Consider the following 21,867-nt stretch of genomic DNA (forward strand, 5'->3'; position numbering starts at 1 on the left):
GGCATATTTATAAAAATTAATAAATAAATTAATAAGAAAGTATCACTCAGAAATTGCATCCGTGGATATTCATACATCAATATATTTTAATATTAAATAATGAAGGAGTTGGGAATATGATCAACGTCATTTGGTTCTTGATGATTGCTGTAGGGGTAATTGTGGGCGCTGTTAATGGTAATATTCTTGCCGTAACAGATGCAGCCATTAATAGTGCAAAAACTGCAGTAGAAATCTCTATTGGACTAATAGGTGTAATGGCATTGTGGCTTGGAATAATGAAAATTGCGGAGGAATCAGGTCTGGTTAAATCATTAGCTAAAGCATTAAGATTTATAATGGTTCCGCTTTTCCCAGATGTACCAGAGGATCATCCTGCAATGGGAGCAATGATTATGAATATAGCCGCTAATATATTAGGGCTAGGAAATGCTGCTACACCACTCGGATTAAAAGCGATGCAGGAGCTTCAAGAACTTAATCCCACCGATGATACAGCTACCGATGCAATGGTTACTTTTTTAGCTATTAATACTTCCTCCGTTACACTGATACCTGCATCTGTTATAGCTATTCGTGCAGCAGCAGGATCTGCTAATGCAACAGAAATTATTGGGCCTACTATTGTAGCCACAACTGCTTCTACTGTGGTAGCACTTATAGCAGTAAAGCTACTACAAAAGTTACCAGTTTTTCAAATGAAACTTCAAAATCAAAAACTAAATAATTAGTAGGAGGAGAAAAATGCTAAAGTTTATTCAAATAATTTCTGATTTTGCAATTCCATTTATTTTATTAGCTATACCTGCCTATGGATTTTTTAAGAAGATAAAGGTATATGAAGTATTTACCGATGGAGCTAAAGAAGGCTTTCAAACTGCTGTTAGAATAATTCCATATTTAGTTGCAATGCTGGTAGCTATTGGGGTTTTTAGAGCATCAGGGGCTATGGATATACTTACATCAATATTAAAGCCAGTTACAGAATTAATTGGTATGCCATCGGAAACACTACCTATGGCATTCATGAGACCACTGTCAGGAGGTGGGGCTACTGGTATAATGACTGATTTAATTACAACACATGGACCAGATTCTTTAATAGGTCGCATAGCTTCTGTTATGATGGGATCTACAGAAACAACATTTTATGTAATAGCAGTTTATTTCGGAGCTGTATCTATTAAAAAAACAAGACATGCATTACCAGCAGGGTTAATAGCGGACGTTGTAGGATTATTGACAGCGGTAATTATAACTACATTAATATTTTGAAATTATTAGGAAAAAGGGGTTTTGAATCCCTTTTTTAATATATTAAAAGAAAATTAGCCTTAATATTGATAATAATGCTTATTTACCTATAGATATTACTTTTATAGATGAAAATAGCAAATATATGGGAACTGTGGAAGTTACACAAAACATTAAGCCTATACAGGGTATTACTGGAGAGAAGAGATTGCTTTCAGATATAGAATAGAAAAAAGGACTTGCAATTTAACTGCAAGCCCTTAATTTTTATTTTTTGGTCTTTAAATAGAAATAGAAAGGTAAGCCTAATAGCGCAATACCAATTCCTATAAGAGAATTTACTGGTGAACTTATTAATGTGCTATATAATATATAAGATCCTCCCAAAATACCTATTAAAGGAACTATAGGAAAAAGAGGAACCTTATAGCCTGCATTTGGAATATTTTTTCTTCTTCTTAATATAAATATACCGCATACAGTCATTACAAAGAATATCCATAATATAAAAATAGTTAAATCCGTTAGTGTGTTAAATGAACCAGATAATATATATAATACAGCTAAAAATGATATAGTAATTAATGAATTAGCTGGTGTATTTAATTTAGGATGGATTTGTTTTAAAAAATTAGAAAAAGGTAATTGTCCTCTTTCTCCCATAGCCAAAGGAACCCTTGCACCGGTTAATATATATCCATTTAATGCTCCAAATACAGAAACTAATATTCCTATAGTTACGAATGTAGCACCACCTTGTCCAAAAAGTATAGTAGCGGCATCGGAGGCTGGTTTTGAAGATTGGATAATTTCATCCATAGGCAAAACTTTCAAAAGGGCTAAATTAAATATTACATAAATTCCTATTACGGAAGATACTCCTAAAATAATTGCTCTAGGAAGTTCCTTGCTTGGATTTTTCAGCTCACCAGCTATAGTTGTTACACCAGCCCATCCGTCGTATGCCCATAATGTACCAAGTAAAGCTGCACCAAAACCTAGACTAGGAGCTGTAGTAGTACCTATAAAGCTAAAGTCATTGGCTGTTCCTTTTATTAGTCCAAATACAATAATAACAACAAGAGGAATAAGTTTGCCTATAGTTGAAATAAGCTGTATCATCCCACCAAATTTAGTGGCAATAACATTCATAATTACAACGAATATTAAAATAAATATTGCTAGTAGTTTTTGCTGTATATCAGTTAAAGGAACAAAAAACGTTGTAAATGTTGAGAAGGCTATGGCGAGTGCTGCGGCTGAGGCTGGGTAGGCTATTATAGTTTGTACCCAGCCTAAGAGAAATGCCCAAACATCCCCATATAATACTTTTAAATAAGTATATATTCCTCCGGTTTCAGGAATGGCGGAAGAAATTTCAGCTATTGTTAAAGCTGATGTTAGTGTAATAATACCTCCTACAAACCAAGCGATAACGCCAAGATAAGGTGATCCTGCATTCTGAAATACAGACCCTGTTTTTAGGAAAATACCAGAACCTATTATGACTCCTACAACAATAGAGATAGCTTGTGAAAATGTGATTGATTTTTTCAAGTTTTGCTGAGACAAATACTTCTCCTCCTTGTTTGGAAATTCTTCATTTAGTGATAAACTAAGGCTCAGTTTAGAGGGAGTTAAAATTAATACTGAACGCAAGTCGTGTTATCCAGGTACTATGTAATTCTAAATGTTTACTTATAATAGGTGAAGGTTTAGAATTACAGGTCAATGGGCAAATAAGTAAGAATATTACTATTATTATCTGTAATACAAGTTAAAATTATAACATTTGCTAATTTATTAAGCAATATATAATAAGGACCATTTTTGTAGATGAGTTATATAGAATTTAGAAAATATCAACAGAAATTATTAATAATAGTATTATTTTGCAAGTTTTATTTGAAAGTATGCAATAATTGTAGCTTTAGTGAAGCTAATAGAGAAAAAGATAGACTACATCAGTAAAATGGGATTATGGTCAAGATTACAGCTTATTATTAAAAACTAGAAGATTTACAACTATATTGGTGAAGAATATAATATATATAATTAAGATGAACTATGCTAGTTAACAATTAACAAAGCTTGAAATAGTAAATGTCCTTTGAGAGGTAGGATGAATTAAATGAAAAGTCTAGTGTATATGGGCTTAGATGTGGGATCAACGACTGTTAAATTAGTTATTTTAGATAAGAACTATAAAATTATATATAGCCGGTATGAAAGACACTTTGCTGACATTAAAAAGACAATACAGCAACTTATAAATGATGCCTACATTAATTTAAAAGACCGAGATGTAGTTATAATGACAACTGGATCTGGTGGATTGGCTGTTTCTAAATGGCTTGATATTTCCTTTATTCAAGAGGTAATTTCCAGCACAAAAGCAATAGAGCGGTTTTGTCCACAGACAGATATTGTAATAGAACTAGGTGGAGAAGATGCAAAGATCACCTATTTAGCAGGGCAAATTGAACAAAGAATGAATGGAACATGTGCAGGTGGAACTGGAGCCTTTATAGATCAGATGGCGGCCCTGCTTCATACCGATGCTATGGGTCTAAATGAATTAGCAAAAAAACACAATACGATATATCCTATTGCTTCTAGATGTGGGGTTTTTGCTAAAACTGATGTACAACCTCTATTGAATGAGGGTGCGGCAAAGGAAGATATTGCAGCATCAGTTCTTCAAGCAGTTGTAAATCAGACTATAGGGGGGCTTGCATGTGGAAAGCCTATTAAAGGAAATGTAGCCTTTTTAGGGGGACCTTTATACTTTTTATCAGAACTTAGGAAGCGATTTATAGAGACCTTACAGTTAAATGAAAAGGAAATAGTATTTCCGAAGGATTCTCAGCTTTTTGTAGCCATAGGTGCAGCACTAGCTTCAAAGGAAGAAAAGAGAATTTCATTTCATAATTTAATTGAAAGAGTCAGCTTATTAGAACATGAAATAAGTAATGAAGTTGGTACATTAAGACCACTATTTCAGAATGAAGATGAGCTTATAGAGTTCAAAAATAGACATAGTAATAATGTGGTAAAAAGAAATAATTTAGAAGAGTACAAAGGAAAGTGTTATTTAGGAATAGATGCAGGCTCAACTACTACAAAACTAGCATTAATTGGTGAGGACGGATCTTTATTATATTCTCACTATGGGAGTAATGGAGGAAGTCCATTTAGATCTACTGTAGATGTACTAAAACATCTTTATAATAGATTACCTGAGCAAGCTCAAATAGTTTACTCTGCAGTAACAGGGTATGGAGAAGCTTTGTTAAAGGCGGCTTTATCAATCGATATTGGAGAGATTGAAACGGTGGCCCACTACAAGGCATCGGAGTTTTTCTTGCCTGGGGTAGAGTTTATTTTAGATATCGGTGGCCAAGATATGAAGTCTATGAGGGTCAAGGATGGGATTATAGATAATATAATGCTAAATGAAGCATGTTCATCTGGATGTGGATCATTTTTAGAAACCTTTGCTCATTCAATGAATTTAAAAATTAGTGAGTTTGCGGAGATTTCATTAAAATCAAAGGCGCCAGTTGACTTAGGCACAAGGTGTACCGTATTTATGAACTCAAGTGTTAAGCAGGCTCAAAAGGAAGGGGCTACCATATCAGATATTGCAGCAGGACTTTCCTATTCTGTAATAAAAAATGCCCTATTTAAAGTAATTAAGATTAGAGATCCTAAAGAGCTTGGGAAAAAGATTATTGTACAAGGAGGAACCTTCCATAATGATGGGGTCCTAAGAGCTTTTGAGTTAGTATCTGGTAGAGAGGTTGTAAGACCTGATATTGCAGGAATTATGGGAGCCTTTGGAGCGGCTTTAATCGCTAGGGAGAGGTATGTTGAGGGAGTTAAAACCAGCCTTCTTAATGAAGAAGACCTGAGAGTTTTTAATATGGAAACCAGTACTAGTAGATGCGGGTTGTGTGGTAATAACTGCCTTTTAACCATTAATAATTTCTCCGATGGCACCAAATTTATTACTGGAAATCGTTGTGAGCGTGGAGCTGGTATTGAAAAGAAAAAAGAAGCTATACCAGATATATATGACTATAAATATAAAAGGGTATTTGCATATAAACCACTAAAGATAGATGAGGCTAAGAGAGGCTCGGTAGGTATTCCAAGAGCATTAAACTTATTTGAAAACTATCCATTTTGGTTTACATTCTTTACAGAGTTAGGCTTTAGAGTAGAATTATCTTCTAGGTCATCTAAGGATGTATTTGAAAAGGGAATAGAAACAATCCCATCTGAATCTGTATGCTACCCTGCGAAGCTGGTACATGGGCATATTATGGGACTTGTAGAAAAAGGACTAAACTTTATTTTTTATCCATGTATTCCCTACGAGAAGAAAGAGCAACCAGGAGCAGACAATCACTATAATTGTCCAATTGTAACATCATATCCAGAGGTTATTAAAAATAATATGGAAATATTAAGGGAAAGAGATATTTTATTTATGAATCCTTTCCTTCCTATAGATGATAGCATAAGGCTTAAGCAACGGCTTTTAGAAGAATTTGCATTTATGAATATTTCTAAAGAAGAAATAAATAAAGCTGTAGATAAGGCTTATGAAGAAGACGAGAGATTTAAGTTAGATATTCGAAACAAGGGAGAGGAAGTACTGAAATATATTGAAGATACGGGCAAAAAGGCAATAGTGCTGGCAGGAAGGCCTTATCAAACAGATCCTGAAATTCATCATGGTATTTCAGAGTTAATTACCTCCTTCGACATGGCTGTTTTAACAGAGGATTCTATTGCACATTTAGGGAATGTAAAAAGACCTTTGGGCGTAGTAGATCAATGGGTATACCATTCAAGACTATATGCTGCTGCCAGTTTTGTAGCAAAAGAGCCTAATCTAGAACTTATTCAGCTTAACTCCTTCGGTTGTGGATTAGATGCTGTTACCACAGATGAAGTAAAAGCAATTTTAGCTAGATGGGGTAAAATATATACTGCATTAAAGATTGATGAAGGAAATAACCTAGGTGCAGCTAGAATTAGAATAAGGTCATTAAAGGCGGCTCTTGATGAAAGAGAAAGAAATGGATTTGTTCCTAAAGAGTTAGATGTGGCATCAGAAAGGGTTATATTTACAAAAGAAATGAAGAAGAATCATACAATTTTAGTACCCCAGATGTCACCTATGCATTTTCAGTTTTTAGAGTATGCTTTTAAGGCTTCAGGATATAATTTGGAAGTACTACCTTCTGTAGATAAAGCAGCGGTAGAAGAAGGACTAAAATATGTAAATAACGATGCTTGCTATCCATCTATTATAGTGGTTGGTCAAATAATAGAAGCTTTAAAGTCTGGAAAATACGATACAAATAATGTTTCTGTAATGATATCTCAAACAGGCGGTGGCTGTCGTGCTACGAATTATGTTGGGTTTTTAAGAAAAGCACTAAAAGATGCAGGTCTAGAGAACATACCTGTAATTTCTATAAATGCTGTAGGATTAGAAAAAAATCCTGGTTTTAAATTAACACCATCTCTACTGCATAGAAGTATGATGGCATTATTGTATGGAGACTTATTTATGAGACTGGTTTATAAAATTAGGCCCTATGAAAAAATACCAGGCTCTACTAATATCTTATATGAAAGTTGGGTAGCAGTATGTAAAGATGCAGTAACTAAGGGTAGTTTTAAGGAATTTAAGCGTAATGTAAGGAATATTGTGAAGGACTTTGATAATTTAGAAATTAAGGATATACAAAAACCACGTGTTGGCCTAGTAGGGGAAATTTTAGTAAAGTTCCATCCGACAGCTAATAATAATATTGTGGATATTTTAGAAGCTGAGGGCGCAGAGGCTGTAATGCCAGACCTAACTGACTTTTTATTATATTCTGCATATGATCATGATTTTAAGTATAGTCATCTTTCTGGAAGTAAAAAAGCTAGAATCATGGGACTTACAGTTGTAAAGATTATAGAATATTATCGTAGGGAAATGAAAATAGTCCTAGATGAAAGTAATAGATTTGAAGCTCCAAAGTCAATTAAAGAGTTGGCCAATAGTGTATCTAAGGTTCTTTCATTAGGAAACCAAACAGGAGAAGGATGGTTTTTAACGGCTGAAATGATAGAATTAATAGAAGGTGGAGCTCCTAATATACTATGCATGCAGCCATTTGCATGTTTACCAAACCATGTAACGGGTAAAGGGATGATTAAGGAGTTAAAAAATAGATATCCTAAATCTAATATTGTTGCTGTAGACTATGATCCTGGTGCCAGTGAGGTTAATCAGCTAAATAGGATAAAACTAATGTTAGCTGTTGCTTTTAAAAACCTAAGTCATGAAGAAGACCATGAGAATGTTTCTGTACAAGGCAAGAATATTGAGAATATTGTACAAGGTTCTTAAAATTCATGTATAATTTTGCTTGACTTTTGTAATACTTCAAGTGTATAATAGAGCATAAAAATAGGTCAATATATTATAGGCATAGAAGAGGACAGTAGTAAAAGGGATCTGCTTTCAGAGACATAATCGGTTGGTGAAAGATTATGACAGTACTTTTTATGAATATCACCTCGGAGCTAAAGGTCTGAAATAATAGTAAGATCTTTCGTAAGCATACGTTACATGCATTGAGTGGTAGAATAGTAAATTATAGTACTTTTAATAGGCTATGGTTTAAGCATTATTCTATAATCAGGGTGGTACCGCGATAAATTCGTCCCTAAGTCTTTAGACTTAGGGATTTTTTATTTGAGCACTTGAAATTCTAAGCAAAGCTTAGAATTGAGTGCGACATAAAGTTTGTGAGTGTGAACGAGCAAATTTTATTTTATGACCTAACCCGATTTGCAAAATTACGCAACTAAAGTTGCTCCATGGCGCACTCAATTTTTAATGGTAATTAAAAATTTCAAGTGCTTAAAGGCAAATCGATGGTAGGTCAAACGCAATGAGCACCAAATTTATACGACCAAAGGAAGTAAATAAATTTGAGTTGCGAAACTGCGTAAATTATAAAATTCTTTGCTACACCTAAATAATATAACCACAGAAAGGATGAGATAAATGAAGGGATTTAAATCACTATCAAATGACCCTATTGCTCAAAGAGAAAATAAGACATCTCAATATTGGGAAGATAATAAGATACTCGACAAAAGTATTGAAAACCGTGAAGGCAAAAAATCATTTGTATTTTACGAAGGACCTCCAACAGCTAACGGCAAACCAGGAATTCACCACGTTATTGCTAGAACACTAAAGGACTCTGTATGTAGATATAAAACTATGACAGGTCACCAAGTAAAGAGAAAGGCAGGATGGGATACCCATGGCCTTCCAGTAGAAATTGAAGTAGAAAAGCAATTAAAGCTTACAAGCAAGCATGAAATTGAAAGCTATGGTATAGATAAATTTAACACTAAATGTAGAGAGTCTGTATTTACCTATGAAAAGCAATGGAGAGAAATGACTAGAAGAATGGGTTACTCCATCGATTTAGATAATCCATACATTACATTAGATAACGATTATATAGAATCTGTATGGTGGATTTTAGATAAGTTCTTTAAAGAAGGTTATATCTATGAAGGACATAAGATACTACCTTATTGCCCACGTTGTGGAACAGGTTTAGCTTCCCACGAAGTTTCACAAGGATATAAGGAAATAAAGTCTAATACAGTTATCGTTCCTTTCAAAGTAAAGGATAAGGATGAATATTTCCTAGTGTGGACAACGACTCCGTGGACATTAGCTGCAAATGTTGCACTAACAGTCCATCCAGAAGTAACATATGTAAAAGTAAAGGCTCAAGACAAGGTTTATTATGTGGCAGAAAAATTAGCTAAAAAATTACTTGGGGAAGAGTTTGAAGTCATTGCAGAATATAAAGGTAAGGATTTAGAGTATATTGAATACGAACAATTAATGCCATTTGTAAAGCCAGATAAAAAGGCATTCTTTGTTACATTGGCAGATTATGTTACAACAGAAGACGGTACAGGAATTGTTCACTCTGCTCCAGCCTTTGGAGAAGATGACTACCAGACAGGAAGAAGATACGATTTACCTGTTCTTCAACCAGTTGATGAGGAAGGAAAATATACAACAACTCCATGGGAAGGCAGATTTGTTATAGACTGTGATGTAGATATTATTAAATGGCTACATGCTGAAGAAAAGCTATTCCATAAGGAAAAGTTTGCTCACAACTATCCACACTGCTGGAGATGTACAACACCACTTTTATATTACGGAAAACCAAGCTGGTATATTGAAATGACTAAGCTAAAAGATCAACTGATTACTAATAACAATTCAGTTAACTGGTACCCAGATTATGTAGGAGAAAAGCGTTTTGGAAACTGGCTAGATAATTTAAATGATTGGGCGATATCAAGAAACCGTTATTGGGGAACACCACTAAACATTTGGAGATGTGAATGTGGTCATACAACATCAGTAGGTTCTAGAGCCGAGCTTGCAGAAAGAGCTATTGAAAATGTAGATGAATCTGTAGAACTACACAGACCTTATGTTGATGATATACATTTAAAATGTGACAAATGTGAAGGTAGGATGACTAGAGTAACAGAAGTAATTGACTGCTGGTTTGATAGTGGGGCTATGCCTTTTGCACAACATCATTATCCGTTTGAAAACAAAGATAACTTTGACGAATTATTCCCAGCAGACTTTATTTGTGAAGGTATCGACCAAACACGTGGTTGGTTCTACTCACTATTAGCTATTTCTACATTTGTAAAGGGAGTTTCTCCATACAAAAATGTACTTGTAAACGACCTTATACTAGACAAAGAAGGTAGAAAGATGTCTAAGTCTAGAGGAAACACAGTAGATCCATTCGAACTATTCGACAAGTACGGAGCAGATGCTCTAAGATGGTATTTACTGTTTGTGTCTCCAGCTTGGACACCAACAAAATTTGATATTGAAGGACTAAAAGAAGTACAGAGCAAGTTCTTTACAACAATCCAAAACGTATATGCATTCTTTACTTTATACGCAAATACAGATGAAATTAATCCAAAGGACTTCTTCATTGAATATAAAGATCGTCCAGAGTTAGACAGATGGATTTTATCTAAATATAACAGCCTAATTGCAGAAGTAACAAAAGAACTAGAAATCTATGACTTAACAAAAGCAGTTAGAAAGATCCAAGACTTCTTAAATGAAGATTTATCTAACTGGTATATTAGAAGGGCAAGACGTCGTTTCTGGGCAACAGAGTTAACAGAGGATAAGAAAGCAGTATATAATACAACCTATGAAGTTTTAGTAGGTATAGCAAAGATGGTAGCACCATTTGCACCATTTATATCTGATGAGATATACCAAAATCTAACAGGTGAAGCATCAGTACATCTAGCGGACTACCCAGTAGTAAACTATGAATTAATAAGTAAAGATGTAGAAGAAAGAATGGACTTGGTTAGAGACTTAGTAGGACTTGGTAGAGCTGCAAGAGCTCAAGCTAAAATTAAGGTTCGTCAACCGCTACAAAAGATACTTGTAGATGGTAAATATGAAGATCTTATTTCAGATTTAGTTCCATTAATAGAAGAGGAGCTAAATATAAAAGAAGTTATATTTGAGAAAAATTTAAGAGATTTTATGAACTTTAGTTTAAAACCAGATTTTAAAACAGCTGGACCTGTACTTGGAAGTAAAATCAAATCATTAGGTAAAGCTTTAGCACAGTTAGAAGCATCTGAAGTTGTACCAAAGTTAGAGGCTGGGGGAAATATAGAACTTGACTTAGATGGTGATATTACTACAATTACTAAGGACTATGTAATGATTACAATTGCGGCTAAAGAAGGCTTTACTGTAGAAATGGCAAATAATTTATTTGTTATTTTAGATACTACATTAACGGAAGAATTAATTAATGAAGGTTTAGCAAGAGAGTTTATTTCTAAAGTACAGCAGATGAGAAAAAGTAGCGGTTTTGAAGTTGCAGACAATATTAATATTTACTTTGATGGTAATGATGAAGTTGCTAAAGCAGTAGAAATTCATAAAGACTATATTATGCAAGAAACCTTAGCTATAACTGTTGAAAGAGTTAAGGATGATAGCTTAGAAAAGCAAAATCTTAATGATCATGATACCGGTATTAAAGTAGAAAAAATTTAATTAATAAAAATAAAACCACACTCCTAGAATATATATTTCAGGAGTGTGGTTTTATTTTTATAGTAAGAAGTTAAATTAATTTCTTCTTGTCAAGAATGTAAATAATTATGCCTCCTACAACAATAAAAGCAAATGTAAATAATGCTTGTTGCCAAAGTTTCATATATATTCCTCCAATTTTTAATATAATACACATTACTGCTTATTTAATTACAAAGTTATAGACATAATATATAAAAGGGCAATATGGCAATATATATTTCGTCATTAGTATAAATCTAAAATAAATATCTATACATTGGAGGGCTATTTATGAAGTTGGCTATTGAAGTAGTATTACAAACCTTTCTATCTTTTTTTGCAATACTATTTATTACACGAATACTGGGAAGACAACAATTAGCCCAGTTAACCATGCAGGAGTACATAAATGGAATAACATTTGGCTCTATTGCTGCAACCTTAGCTACTGATGTTAGTCAAAGAACCTGGCAGCATATGATAGGATTATTTTTATTTGGGATTTTAACTTTCTTAGTATCTTACATATCAAGTAAAAATATAAATATTGCAAGAATTATACAGGGAGAGTCAGAACTAGTTATTAAAGATGGACATATTTTAGAAAAAAATCTTAATAAATTTCATTATACTATTGATGAATTGCATCATTTGTTAAGAAAAAAAGATATATTTAATATTAAAGATGTAAAGTACGGAATATTAGAAACTACAGGAGAAATCAGCGTGATTAAAGTTTCTCATAAAAATAATGTTACTTTAGAAGATTTAAACATGTTAGGACAGCAGGATGATATTAAAGCAGAAGTGATAGTAACGGGAAACATAATATATGAAAATTTAATAAATAGAAACCTAACAGCTCAGTGGCTAATTGATCAGCTAAGAATGTATGGCATATCGGATATTAGAGAGGTTTTTTATGCTAATTTAGATGGAAATAATAAATTATATGTAGATAAATATAAAGACAATGTGGAAGAGAATTAGCATATTATTTACGAAAGGATGGTGGTGAATGTTTGTTTAGAAAACTATTTAGAATGTTTATAAGCATAGGCCTTAGCAAAATCAATAATAAAAATAGTAATATAGAAAGTGAAAATCAGCAAGAAAATATCCCTAAATCTATAAGGGATGTTAAGAAAAAATTAGAAACAACCTTTGCAGAAAGTGAAGATTTTGTTTTAAGAGAGATAGAGGTAGGTAAAGGAGTTTATCGTAAGGTTATTATTGCTTATATGGATGGACTAATTACTAAGAAAACATTAGATGAAAGTATAATAAATCCCTTAATATTTGAAACTAAAAATAACTTAAGTGATGAAGAGATAATGAGTAAAAATGTTATTGATATTTTTACCAAGAAGCTAATAATTGCATCCAGCTTGAATATTACTAATGATTTTAAGGATACTATTATGGGCATTCTATCGGGTATGGCAATTGTTTTTATCGATGGGCAGGATAAAGCAATTAAAGTGCCTGCTCAGGGAATTGAAAAAAGAAGTGTTACCGAACCAGAAACTGAAATGACTTTGAAGGGACCACGGGAAGGATTTATTGAATCTTTATCTACCAATATAGCACTACTAAGACATAAGATTAAAAATCCAAAGTTTAAATTTGAGACTATGCAGTTGGGGAAACAGACAAATACGACAGTAGGTATTTGCTATATTAAGGGAATTGTTAATGAAAATATTTTGAATATAGTAAAAAGTAGATTGAAAAAAATTAATGTAGATTCAATTTTAGCGTCAGGATATATAGAACAATATATAGAAGGAAAGCCATTTTCAATTTTTCCTACTATAGGTAATAGCGAAAAACCTGATAAGGTAGCGGCTAAAATATTAGAAGGAAGAATCGCTATTATTGTTGATGGAACCCCTACAGTGCTTACAGTACCAAATCTGTTTATAGAAAACTTTCAAACTTCAGATGACTACTATTCAAGATTATATTTTGCATCATTTAATCGAATTTTAAGATTAATAGCTCTATTTATTGCTACTGTATTGCCTGCATTTTATGTGGCAGTAATTGTTTTTCATTTTGACGTTATACCTATGCAACTATTATTAGCGATTTCTGCTACTAGAGAAGGATTGCCTTTTTCACCCTTTGTGGAAGCTTTATTTATGATGATAGTTTTTGAACTTTTACGTGAGGCAGGAGTTAGAATGCCAGGTGCTATTGGACAAACTATTAGTATTGTGGGGGGCTTAGTAATAGGTCAGGCAGCGTCATCTGCAAAAATTGTGAGTCCTATTATGGTCATTATTATTGCTTTGACAGGAATTACAAATTTTATCATTCCTTCCTTATCTGATACTTTGCCAATCATTCGATTTATATTGCTGCTTGCTGCTCAAATATTCGGATTCTTAGGAATACTTGTTGGATATATTATAATTTTAATTCACCTATGTTCCCTAGAATCCTTTGGGGTACCTTATATGTATCCTTTATCTCCAGTAGATAAAGATGGCTTGAAAGACAGTTTTATACGGTTTCCATTGTGGATGATGAGGACAAGGCCTAAAGCTTTTACATTGCAAAATTGGGATAGAAATAAGTATAGAGTAAGTGGCGATAACCATGTAACTGAGGAGGAGTAGTAATTGAGGTCATATTTTAAAAACATATTTATGTTTTTAGCAACTTTACTATTATGCATGAGTCTAATTGGATGCGTGCATGAACAAGATCTAACCCATAGAGCTATTATAGTAGGTGTAGGTATAGATAAAGCAGAAGACCAAGAAATTGAACTAACATTACAAATAGTTAACCCCTCTGGTCTTGGAATAGAGGAAGCTGGTGATGGTCGTAATATACAGCCTATATGGGTTAATTCTACTAAAGCAAAAACTGTGTTTGAAGCTGCTAGAGAACAACTAAAGACAGTTAATCGTAGACCTTTTTATAGTCATGTACAAGTAATGGTAATTAGTGAAGAATTAGCTAAAGAAGGAATAAGGGATGTATTAGATTATTTTACTAGAGACTACGAAGTAAGGTTAAATTCCAGTGTAATAATTGCAAGGGGAACCACGGCTAAAGAAGTGATTAGTGCCCAAAGTACGCTGAAGAATATTCCTGCAATACATTTGAAAGAAATTTTAGAAGACAATTTACATAGTGGTGTTATTCGAAATATAAACACTTTTAAAGTGGTAAGGGATCTAAATGAAAATATATTGAATACTACAATCGGGGTAGTTAAATTTAAAGAAGGAGAAAAACAGGGTCTAATAAAGAATATGGAACTGGAAGGAACCGCTGTTTTTAAAGAGGATAAACTAGTTGGCTGGCTAGAAAAGTATGAAACAGTAGGACTATTATATATAAAAAATGAAATACGTGACAGAGTAATTGGTATTAAAGATCCTTTGAATGAAAATAAAAGAGTAGTAATAGAGCAACTGCGTTCTAATGGGAAGGTTAGAGCTAAAATTGAAAATGAAAAACCTAAAATTTATATTAGTATTAAAGCAGAAGGAATAATTGGAGAACAACAGGGACAAGATGATTTGATGATGGAAAAAATACTAAAAGATCTAGAAAGAGAAGTGGAAAATACAATTAAACAAGATATAAAAAAAACGATAGATATAGCTCAAAATCAATTTGAAAGTGATATTTTAGGGTTTGGAGAGGAAATACGTAAAAAACATTTAGATTATTGGAGAGAAATCGAAGATAATTGGAATGAAATATTTCCAGAAGTGCCTGTTGAAATTGATGTAGAATTTAAAATAACAAGATCAGGATTAACGGGACCGCCATCTAAGGCACGTTAAAATGGAGGAGATAGTTAATGGTAAGGGATGTAATAAGTATAATTGCGATTTTTTGTATAATTATTAGTATTGATTTAAATATGTTAGCAAAAGCTAAAAATGCTAAGAGAACTATGTCCATATATTTTACAATATTAATAGTTAGCTTTGCAATTAGTTTATTGCAAGCCATTGATAAGGCGCCTCCTAGTCCCGACATATATATAGAGAAGGCTATTGATAGCTTTCTATCGAGGTGATTGTATGATAAAAGAAGAAAAGATTTCAATAAGTGAATTAAATTTGCTCATTATAGGTTTTGTATTTGGCGGTTTAGCAGTAACTTCTCCAGCAAAGGCTGCATATCAGAATGCCTGGTTAGCTCAGATATTGAGTTGGATAGGAGGTTTTATATTAGTTACTATTTATTTACTTATAGCTAAACTTAATCCTAAAAAAACACTTACACAAATGCTAAAAGAGCATTTTGGCAAATATTTAGGAAGTATAATTGGAGTACTTTACATAATATTTTTTATTCATTTTGCATCTTTAACCATGAGAATTTTTGGTGAATATATGGTTACTGTAAGCTTTATTGAAACTCCTACAGTTTTTGTTATTTGTTTTGCTTTTTTACCAATTACCTATGCTTTGAAAAATGGAATAGAAATAGCTGCTAGGGTTAATCAGCTAATTATACCGATTATGATTTTTGTTATAGTATTAACTATATTATTAAGTGCGAAGTCCTTTAAGTACGATAATTTTCTACCATTTTTAGAGGGCGGATTTCTGCATGTTTTAAAGATAGGGCTTAGAATATTATCTGTATCCTTTGGTAATATGATAGTGTTTTTAATGATATATCCTATTGTACAGGAAAAAAAATATATAGTTAAAACAACTTATTTAGGTGTAACAATAGTAGGGTTTGTTTTGCTAGGAGTTTTAGTAAGAGATTTACTGGTCCTCGGTCCCTATATGATGTCTCTTCAAACGTTTCCACCCCATATAACCCTATCTTTGATTCCGAGGGCAGTTATAGAGCCGATGGTAGGGGTTAATCTACTAATAGGAGTTGGAATTAAGGTTGTCGTTTTTATTTATTGTGCTCTATTAGGAATTACACAAATCTTTAATTTAGAAGATCATAAACTTCTTCTATTGCCTGTAGTAACCCTAGTTATATCTCTATCTATGTGGCTACATCCTAACTATCCTGATCTATATCGATGGGTAGAAAGAAATATGGTATACTACTCTTTACCTTTTCAGGTAATAATACCTTGTATATTGCTAATAATATCTTTAATTAAAAATAAAACACCAAGTAGAGAGGAGGTCAGTTAACTATGGAAGCTTGGAAGGCAAATTTAATGGATTGTATTAAATCTATAGAAGAAGCACAACAAAACAGCATGATAGACACCGACAAAAGAAATGAACTAGATGATATTATTGTAAGAATACAAGAGATTATTGAAGATTGATAAATCAGTTTTGTTAAAAAAGGAAGCATAAGACTAGTCTTATGCTTCCTCCTCAAATAATATTGGAATTCTCATTGCGTGTTGTGCTTCAACAGTTCTTGTTTCAAAAAATAAATCTTTAAGGTATTTATTAGGCGCTCTTAAATATTCATCACCGTATTTTTTGTAATCTTTTGTCTCAGCTAATATTCTTATTTTTAAAGCTTCTTCATAATCTTCGATTACAACAGGCTCTAAAGGTTGTGGCATAAAATACCTACCTGTTATCATAAAGTAAGCTCTTTGGAAGTTTTCAGCATGCATTGCTTCATCTGCGCTAAACTCCATTATTAAATCTTTTGCCCTTTGTGTAGGAGCAAGTTTGGCCAAAGTCTTATAGTAGGCAGAATCTTGTAATTCATCTTGAATATACTCCTCTAGTCTAGGAATCAGCTCCATATAATAGATATTACAGTTATGATTGTAATTTGAATAATTATTATAGCTTTGATACATTTTATATACACCCCCCTAATACATAATATTCTAACTAGAGGGAGCATATTACTATACTATCCTTTAACTTTAACAAAATCCTTTATATAGGCTAGAACTTCTCGCATATAATACTTAATCGTTAGTGCTAAGTTAGGATAGTTTTTTGTAGGACCTGCACTTACATCCATATCTAGACGGTTAGCAATCATTAATGATCTATGAACATGGAAGTTATTTGATACAATAACAGCGCTCTCAAGTTCATTTTCCTTCATAATCTTATTACTATAATATAGATTTTGGTATGTACTATAAGAATTATCTTCTTCCAATATTACATCTTCAGGTACACCATTTTCTACAAGGTAGTTTTTCATTGCAAGGGCCTCTGTAATTAGCTCATCATGTCCTTGGGCCCCACTAACTATAATCTTATTGCCATATCCCTCATTATAAAGTTCCAATGCCCTTTCCAATCTATACTGTAACATCGGCGCAGGTTTATCTCCCCATAATTTAGCTCCAAGTACAATAATTGCATCAGATTTTTTAGGGGTTGCCCTAAAGGGAGTTATTATTATTGAAAGTTGAATAATAGCGAAGACTATAATACCTAATGAAATAGTTATTAAAATAGGTTTTTTAAATTTCATCTTTAAACCTCCCTTGGATTGTTATCTTTGTAGTTATATTATAACAGGAAGCTGGACGAGATGATAAGGTATAAAGAATTTAATGTAATTAGCTTGGATTTTTTATATGAGTTTGTAATTGCAATAATAATTTCATTATATTTTAGAGTTGTCGAAAATAACTAAATGAATATTAGAGGATATTTTAATTATTAAATAAATAGTTTCAAAGAAATACCTTTTCAATTTTTTTCGAATTAATTATATCTAGCAACATAAAATTTAAAAATCTTCTCGACTTTATTAAAAAGTAATTAGTTCAAGGTTATAATACAAAATATCACCTCTCATAACCACGATTTAAAAAGGGTTTATTTATATTGATCTATAGTATACCATAGAAGTATAAGGATGGTAAAACTGTTAATAAAAAGGAGTGATGATATAAGAAAATATTTATTAATCACCCTAATCGCTTTACTATTATTGGACATACTTTATCTTTTACAGAAAGAGATTTGTTTATTGCTGGAGAAGACGACCTTATTGATGTACATAATTATAAAGGCTTAGTAGAATTAAGTGAATCCATCTATATAAACATCAATGGTTAAACTGATAGTATTTATGATTTTAATCGTTAGTCTTTAAAACAGTAACTTTTAGTAATAGGAGGTATATATGATTTATCACTTTTTAATATATATTATGTTGATTACTATATTGGCATATAAATTTTACAATATTTTCAACAAGAATAAACTGCATAGTTATACTTATGATTTTATTATAAAATGTCGTGAAAGAAATACCATAACTACTATTAGTTTAGTTGCATCAATGTTGTGCCTCTGTTACTTAATATTTTGTATTAAGGTTACTATGGACAATATAAATGGGTTATCCTATAAAGGAATTAATATAGGTTTGTTAGATTTATTAGTTCCGAATAAATTTAATTCTTTGATAGAACCTCTTTCAAATAATATCAGAGCTAATATATTTGAATTTTCGTATTTAAATACTGCACGTGAAAATTTATTTTCTTCATTTTATTCAATTTTGTTTATTTTTATAGGAATCTATTTTTACTTTATTAATTCTAGATTTGTATATATTAAAAAAGATGGAATTGTCAGGTTAGGAAAGTTGTATAAATGGGATGCAAATAAACTACATCGGTGGGAAAAGATTTTTGGTAGAGATATTTTAAATGCCAATGTTATAGATGTGAATGGAAGGTCAATGATTATAAGTTTTATAGTTGATAATGATAGTAAAAACACCTTAGAAACTTTAATTGGGACAGAGAGCTTTACTGATACTTTTGACTAAACGTTAAAAAAATCTAAGATCTTGCTCATTTCATGTAGATGGGAGCTAAATGTTGGACAGGTCTGTTCTTCTTCACTCAGACGATACTCAATTACCTCTACCGGAAGGTCTTCAAAAGACTTTTTGTTTAAGCCTTTGGATTTTCTACGCTTATATGTAATTTCTTTAATGGTATGTTCCTCTTTTTCAGGACGTGATTCTTTCTCAGCCTCATTGAAGATTGATAATTGATTTGAATCCATTTTTTCACTTGATGCAGCAAAACGCTTTTGTTGATTAAGTTTAAATTGCTCTTCATACAGTTTAATTTGGCAGTTAATTTTTCTACTTGATGTGTCAAGACCTTATTTTGGTTTTGAAGTGTTTCAAATTCTTCATTAATATTAAATTGTTTTTCTATTGGTTTATTTACTTTTTTATCTAATTTTTTCATATATCAATTATGAATTTTGCTTCTGATTTTGGTGCAGCCTCAAGTCATATGCTCATATGTACCTATTAAAGTGGCTAATGTTAAAGAAGAAACCTTTGATAGCATATGGGAGAATAACTAGGTATTTAAAAAACTTAGAGATTTTCAAAGCTATAAAGGCAACTGTGGAAACTGTAGGTATATTAATATTTGTGGTGGATGTAGAGCAAGAGCTTTTAATTATTAAGGCGATTGGCTTGATGAAGACCTATTTTGTCTTTTAAGAGAAGGGAGAGCAATATGATGAAAAACAATATGAAATGGAATATGAATGTAAAAGATATAACGACAATAGGAATATGTGTTGCTATAGCAGTTGTATTAGGTAAATTATTAGCAGTACTTTATAGAATAATGCCTTTTTCAAGAGGAGTTATTAATGCTCCATTTTATAGTTTTCTTATAGCATTAATTTTATATAGAGTTATAAAACCTGGAGTAATGACATTATTTGCATTGGGATATGGTATTATAATGGCTAGAATATCAATATTTAGTACTATATCAATAATAATCGGTGGAGTCTTGGCAGACCTTATAATTCTTATATTTGTAAAAGAATATGACTCCAATGTCAAAATAGCTTTATGTGCTCCCATATGTTCGGCAGGTGGAATTATAGGTACATTTTTTATGGTCACATTTTTAGTAAAAAGTCGTTTATATAATATTACTTGCACTATACAGAATTGTGCTGAAATTTTGACATTAATCTAAAAAAAGAGTAGAATATAGTATAAATATACAAAAAGGGTGATTATATAAAGATTTGGAGTTGATGAAATTGAGTAGTTTATCAGTTCAAAAATATTTAGAAGATAGGAACCTTCCACACAAAATAATGTATTTAGATGAAAGTAGCGCCACAGTAGATTTAGCTGCCAAAGCTATTGGAGTAGAACCAGCAATGATTGCAAAAACATTGGCCTTTAGGCTAAAAGATAGAGATATTGTTGTGGTAACCTGTGGTATAGCTAGAATTGATAATAAGAAATATAAACAAACCTTTGGATGTAAAGCTAAAATGATGAATTTTGACGAAACATTAGAGTTAACAGGACATCCTGTAGGTGGAGTGTGCCCTTTTGGATTGCCAGAGGACATTGAAATATATATGGACGAATCACTTAAGAAATTTGAAGTAGTTTATCCAGCGGCAGGTAGTGGAAATTCTGCTATAAAAATGAATGTGGAAGAAATGCATGAGATTACTGGAGCTAGATGGGTGGATGTTTGTTAGAGATATAACTAATTAAGAGATTAAGTTTTTAAAAATTTATTAATTAATGCGTAATTTTAACATAGTGGAAGACTGTTCTGTTTTTGATTAAATAGAATTCGAGAAGTATTGTTGAAATTTTATATATCCTAATATATATAAATCATATGGATAAATAATAAAATTTATGGCATAATAGACAATGTAAATTAACCTTAACATAGTAATGTATTTAAATATAGTCTAAGTATAGAATTGCTGCATTGATTAACCGTAACATAAGATGTATGTATTATAATTACATTTAAATTAAGTTAGATAGTGTGAGTGTAGAAATTTATAATTCAATAGTATAAGTTTAAAATTACTAAGAATATTATTGATTTTTAAATTTTTAGTGATATAATTATAACATAGATAGGAGATGGAAAAATTTATTATATAAAATACATGCTGAAATCCACACAATTTTCAAAAAAATATATTTATTATAAAAAAACCTCCATCTGCTTTAAAAAAGGTTCGCCAACCACTTAAAAACAAAAGGAGGTATCCAATTTGGATAATAATAGTTTAACACATACTGTATGTAATTGTAAATATAGTGTAGTTTTTGTACCAAAATACAGAATTCAACCGTTTTATGGAAAACACAAAAGAGATATAGGAGGAATTTTAAGAACATTATGTGACCAAAAAGAAATAGAAATTTTTAAGGCAATAGCTTCTGCTGACTATTTACATATGGTTATAAGTATACCATCTAAATACAGTATATCCGATATAGTTAAATATTTAAAAAGAAAAAGTTCGATTCTAATATTTGATAAAAATTTAAATTTAAAAAATAAATATGGAAATAAGCAGTTCTGGTGTATAGGCTATTATATTAATACAGTAGAATTTGATGAAAATCTAATAAAGGAATATGTAAAAAAACAAATACAGAATGATATATCTAACCAAGATTAAATTTCAATAATTACGGTATTT

At 31.7% G+C, this 21,867-nt stretch carries 20 protein-coding genes and 1 other annotated feature; of the genes, 15 read left to right on the forward strand and 5 right to left on the reverse strand.

Annotation, left to right across the window (positions count from 1 at the left end):
- Positions 1-116 precede the first annotated feature (116 nt).
- Both HYG84_RS08895 and HYG84_RS08900 read left to right on the forward strand, forming a co-directional pair.
- Positions 117-731, forward strand: coding sequence for a nucleoside recognition domain-containing protein (locus tag HYG84_RS08895; protein ID WP_212375947.1), 615 nt, complete (start codon positions 117-119; stop codon positions 729-731).
- 13 nt (positions 732-744) lie between these two features.
- Positions 745-1,275 (forward strand): spore maturation protein, encoded by a 531-nt coding sequence (locus HYG84_RS08900; protein ID WP_212375950.1) that lies wholly within the window; start codon positions 745-747, stop codon positions 1,273-1,275.
- 246 nt (positions 1,276-1,521) lie between these two features.
- Here HYG84_RS08900 and HYG84_RS08905 read toward each other — a convergent pair whose 3' ends face one another.
- Positions 1,522-2,826 (reverse strand): APC family permease, encoded by a 1,305-nt coding sequence (locus tag HYG84_RS08905; RefSeq protein ID WP_212375953.1) that lies wholly within the window; start codon positions 2,824-2,826, stop codon positions 1,522-1,524.
- Positions 2,827-3,385: 559 nt separating this feature from the next.
- Here HYG84_RS08905 and HYG84_RS08910 point away from each other — a divergent pair.
- The 8 genes from HYG84_RS08910 to HYG84_RS08945 all read left to right on the forward strand — a co-directional run bounded on the left by HYG84_RS08910 (position 3,386) and on the right by HYG84_RS08945 (position 16,739).
- Entirely contained in the window at positions 3,386-7,675 is a 4,290-nt protein-coding gene (locus HYG84_RS08910) for a 2-hydroxyacyl-CoA dehydratase (RefSeq protein ID WP_212375956.1), read from the forward strand.
- A gap of 73 nt (positions 7,676-7,748) precedes the next feature.
- Positions 7,749-7,999, forward strand: a binding site (T-box leader).
- 339 nt (positions 8,000-8,338) lie between these two features.
- Positions 8,339-11,437: an isoleucine--tRNA ligase gene (ileS, locus tag HYG84_RS08915; protein ID WP_212375958.1), complete on the forward strand. Its 3,099-nt coding sequence runs from the start codon at positions 8,339-8,341 to the stop codon at positions 11,435-11,437.
- 312 nt (positions 11,438-11,749) lie between these two features.
- Positions 11,750-12,448 carry a DUF421 domain-containing protein gene (locus HYG84_RS08920; protein ID WP_212375961.1) on the forward strand — a complete coding sequence of 233 codons (699 nt, stop codon included), beginning with the start codon at positions 11,750-11,752 and terminating at the stop codon, positions 12,446-12,448.
- Positions 12,449-12,501: 53 nt separating this feature from the next.
- A complete protein-coding gene (locus HYG84_RS08925; protein ID WP_212375964.1) occupies positions 12,502-14,082 on the forward strand; it encodes a spore germination protein in 1,581 nt (526 codons plus the stop codon).
- A 30-nt stretch (positions 14,083-14,112) separates the two neighbouring features.
- Positions 14,113-15,267, forward strand: coding sequence for a Ger(x)C family spore germination protein (locus HYG84_RS08930; protein ID WP_212375967.1), 1,155 nt, complete (start codon positions 14,113-14,115; stop codon positions 15,265-15,267).
- Between the two features lie 17 nt (positions 15,268-15,284).
- A complete protein-coding gene (locus HYG84_RS08935; RefSeq protein ID WP_212375971.1) occupies positions 15,285-15,506 on the forward strand; it encodes a hypothetical protein in 222 nt (73 codons plus the stop codon).
- A gap of 4 nt (positions 15,507-15,510) precedes the next feature.
- Positions 15,511-16,599 (forward strand): GerAB/ArcD/ProY family transporter, encoded by a 1,089-nt coding sequence (locus tag HYG84_RS08940; RefSeq protein ID WP_212375974.1) that lies wholly within the window; start codon positions 15,511-15,513, stop codon positions 16,597-16,599.
- A 2-nt stretch (positions 16,600-16,601) separates the two neighbouring features.
- Complete coding sequence (locus HYG84_RS08945) at positions 16,602-16,739, forward strand: hypothetical protein (RefSeq protein ID WP_212375977.1); 138 nt, start codon at positions 16,602-16,604, stop codon at positions 16,737-16,739.
- A gap of 39 nt (positions 16,740-16,778) precedes the next feature.
- On the opposite strand, the gene HYG84_RS08950 is transcribed toward HYG84_RS08945, so the two are convergent.
- Entirely contained in the window at positions 16,779-17,234 is a 456-nt protein-coding gene (locus tag HYG84_RS08950; protein ID WP_212375980.1) for a ferritin-like domain-containing protein, read from the reverse strand.
- Between the two features lie 56 nt (positions 17,235-17,290).
- Positions 17,291-17,869 (reverse strand): YdcF family protein, encoded by a 579-nt coding sequence (locus HYG84_RS08955; protein WP_212375983.1) that lies wholly within the window; start codon positions 17,867-17,869, stop codon positions 17,291-17,293.
- Between the two features lie 660 nt (positions 17,870-18,529).
- Here HYG84_RS08955 and HYG84_RS08960 point away from each other — a divergent pair.
- Positions 18,530-19,183, forward strand: coding sequence for a hypothetical protein (locus HYG84_RS08960; RefSeq protein WP_212375986.1), 654 nt, complete (start codon positions 18,530-18,532; stop codon positions 19,181-19,183).
- On the opposite strand, the gene HYG84_RS20860 is transcribed toward HYG84_RS08960, so the two are convergent.
- Together HYG84_RS20860 and HYG84_RS20315 are read right to left on the reverse strand one after the other, a co-directional pair.
- The gene (locus HYG84_RS20860) at positions 19,180-19,425 is read right to left on the reverse strand and encodes a hypothetical protein (RefSeq protein WP_442860794.1); all 246 of its coding nucleotides are present in this window, start codon (positions 19,423-19,425) and stop codon (positions 19,180-19,182) included. The two genes, HYG84_RS08960 and HYG84_RS20860, sit on opposite strands and share 4 nt — an antisense overlap.
- Positions 19,311-19,616, reverse strand: coding sequence for a hypothetical protein (locus HYG84_RS20315; protein WP_249168570.1), 306 nt, complete (start codon positions 19,614-19,616; stop codon positions 19,311-19,313). Before HYG84_RS20315 ends, HYG84_RS20860 begins: the two co-directional genes overlap by 115 nt.
- 56 nt (positions 19,617-19,672) lie before the next feature.
- Between HYG84_RS20315 and HYG84_RS08970 the strand changes: the two genes are divergently transcribed.
- From HYG84_RS08970 to tnpA, 4 genes are all read left to right on the forward strand, one after another.
- Complete coding sequence (locus HYG84_RS08970; protein ID WP_212375989.1) at positions 19,673-19,879, forward strand: hypothetical protein; 207 nt, start codon at positions 19,673-19,675, stop codon at positions 19,877-19,879.
- A 19-nt stretch (positions 19,880-19,898) separates the two neighbouring features.
- The gene (locus tag HYG84_RS08975; RefSeq protein ID WP_212375991.1) at positions 19,899-20,372 is read left to right on the forward strand and encodes a hypothetical protein; all 474 of its coding nucleotides are present in this window, start codon (positions 19,899-19,901) and stop codon (positions 20,370-20,372) included.
- Between the two features lie 67 nt (positions 20,373-20,439).
- Positions 20,440-20,895 carry a YbaK/EbsC family protein gene (locus HYG84_RS08980; RefSeq protein ID WP_212375994.1) on the forward strand — a complete coding sequence of 152 codons (456 nt, stop codon included), beginning with the start codon at positions 20,440-20,442 and terminating at the stop codon, positions 20,893-20,895.
- Positions 20,896-21,432: 537 nt separating this feature from the next.
- Entirely contained in the window at positions 21,433-21,846 is a 414-nt protein-coding gene (gene tnpA, locus HYG84_RS08985; RefSeq protein WP_212375997.1) for an IS200/IS605 family transposase, read from the forward strand.
- Positions 21,847-21,867 lie beyond the last annotated feature (21 nt).

The sequence above is a fragment of the Alkaliphilus sp. B6464 genome, assembly GCF_018141165.1.
Taxonomy (GTDB): domain Bacteria; phylum Bacillota; class Clostridia; order Peptostreptococcales; family Natronincolaceae; genus Alkaliphilus_B.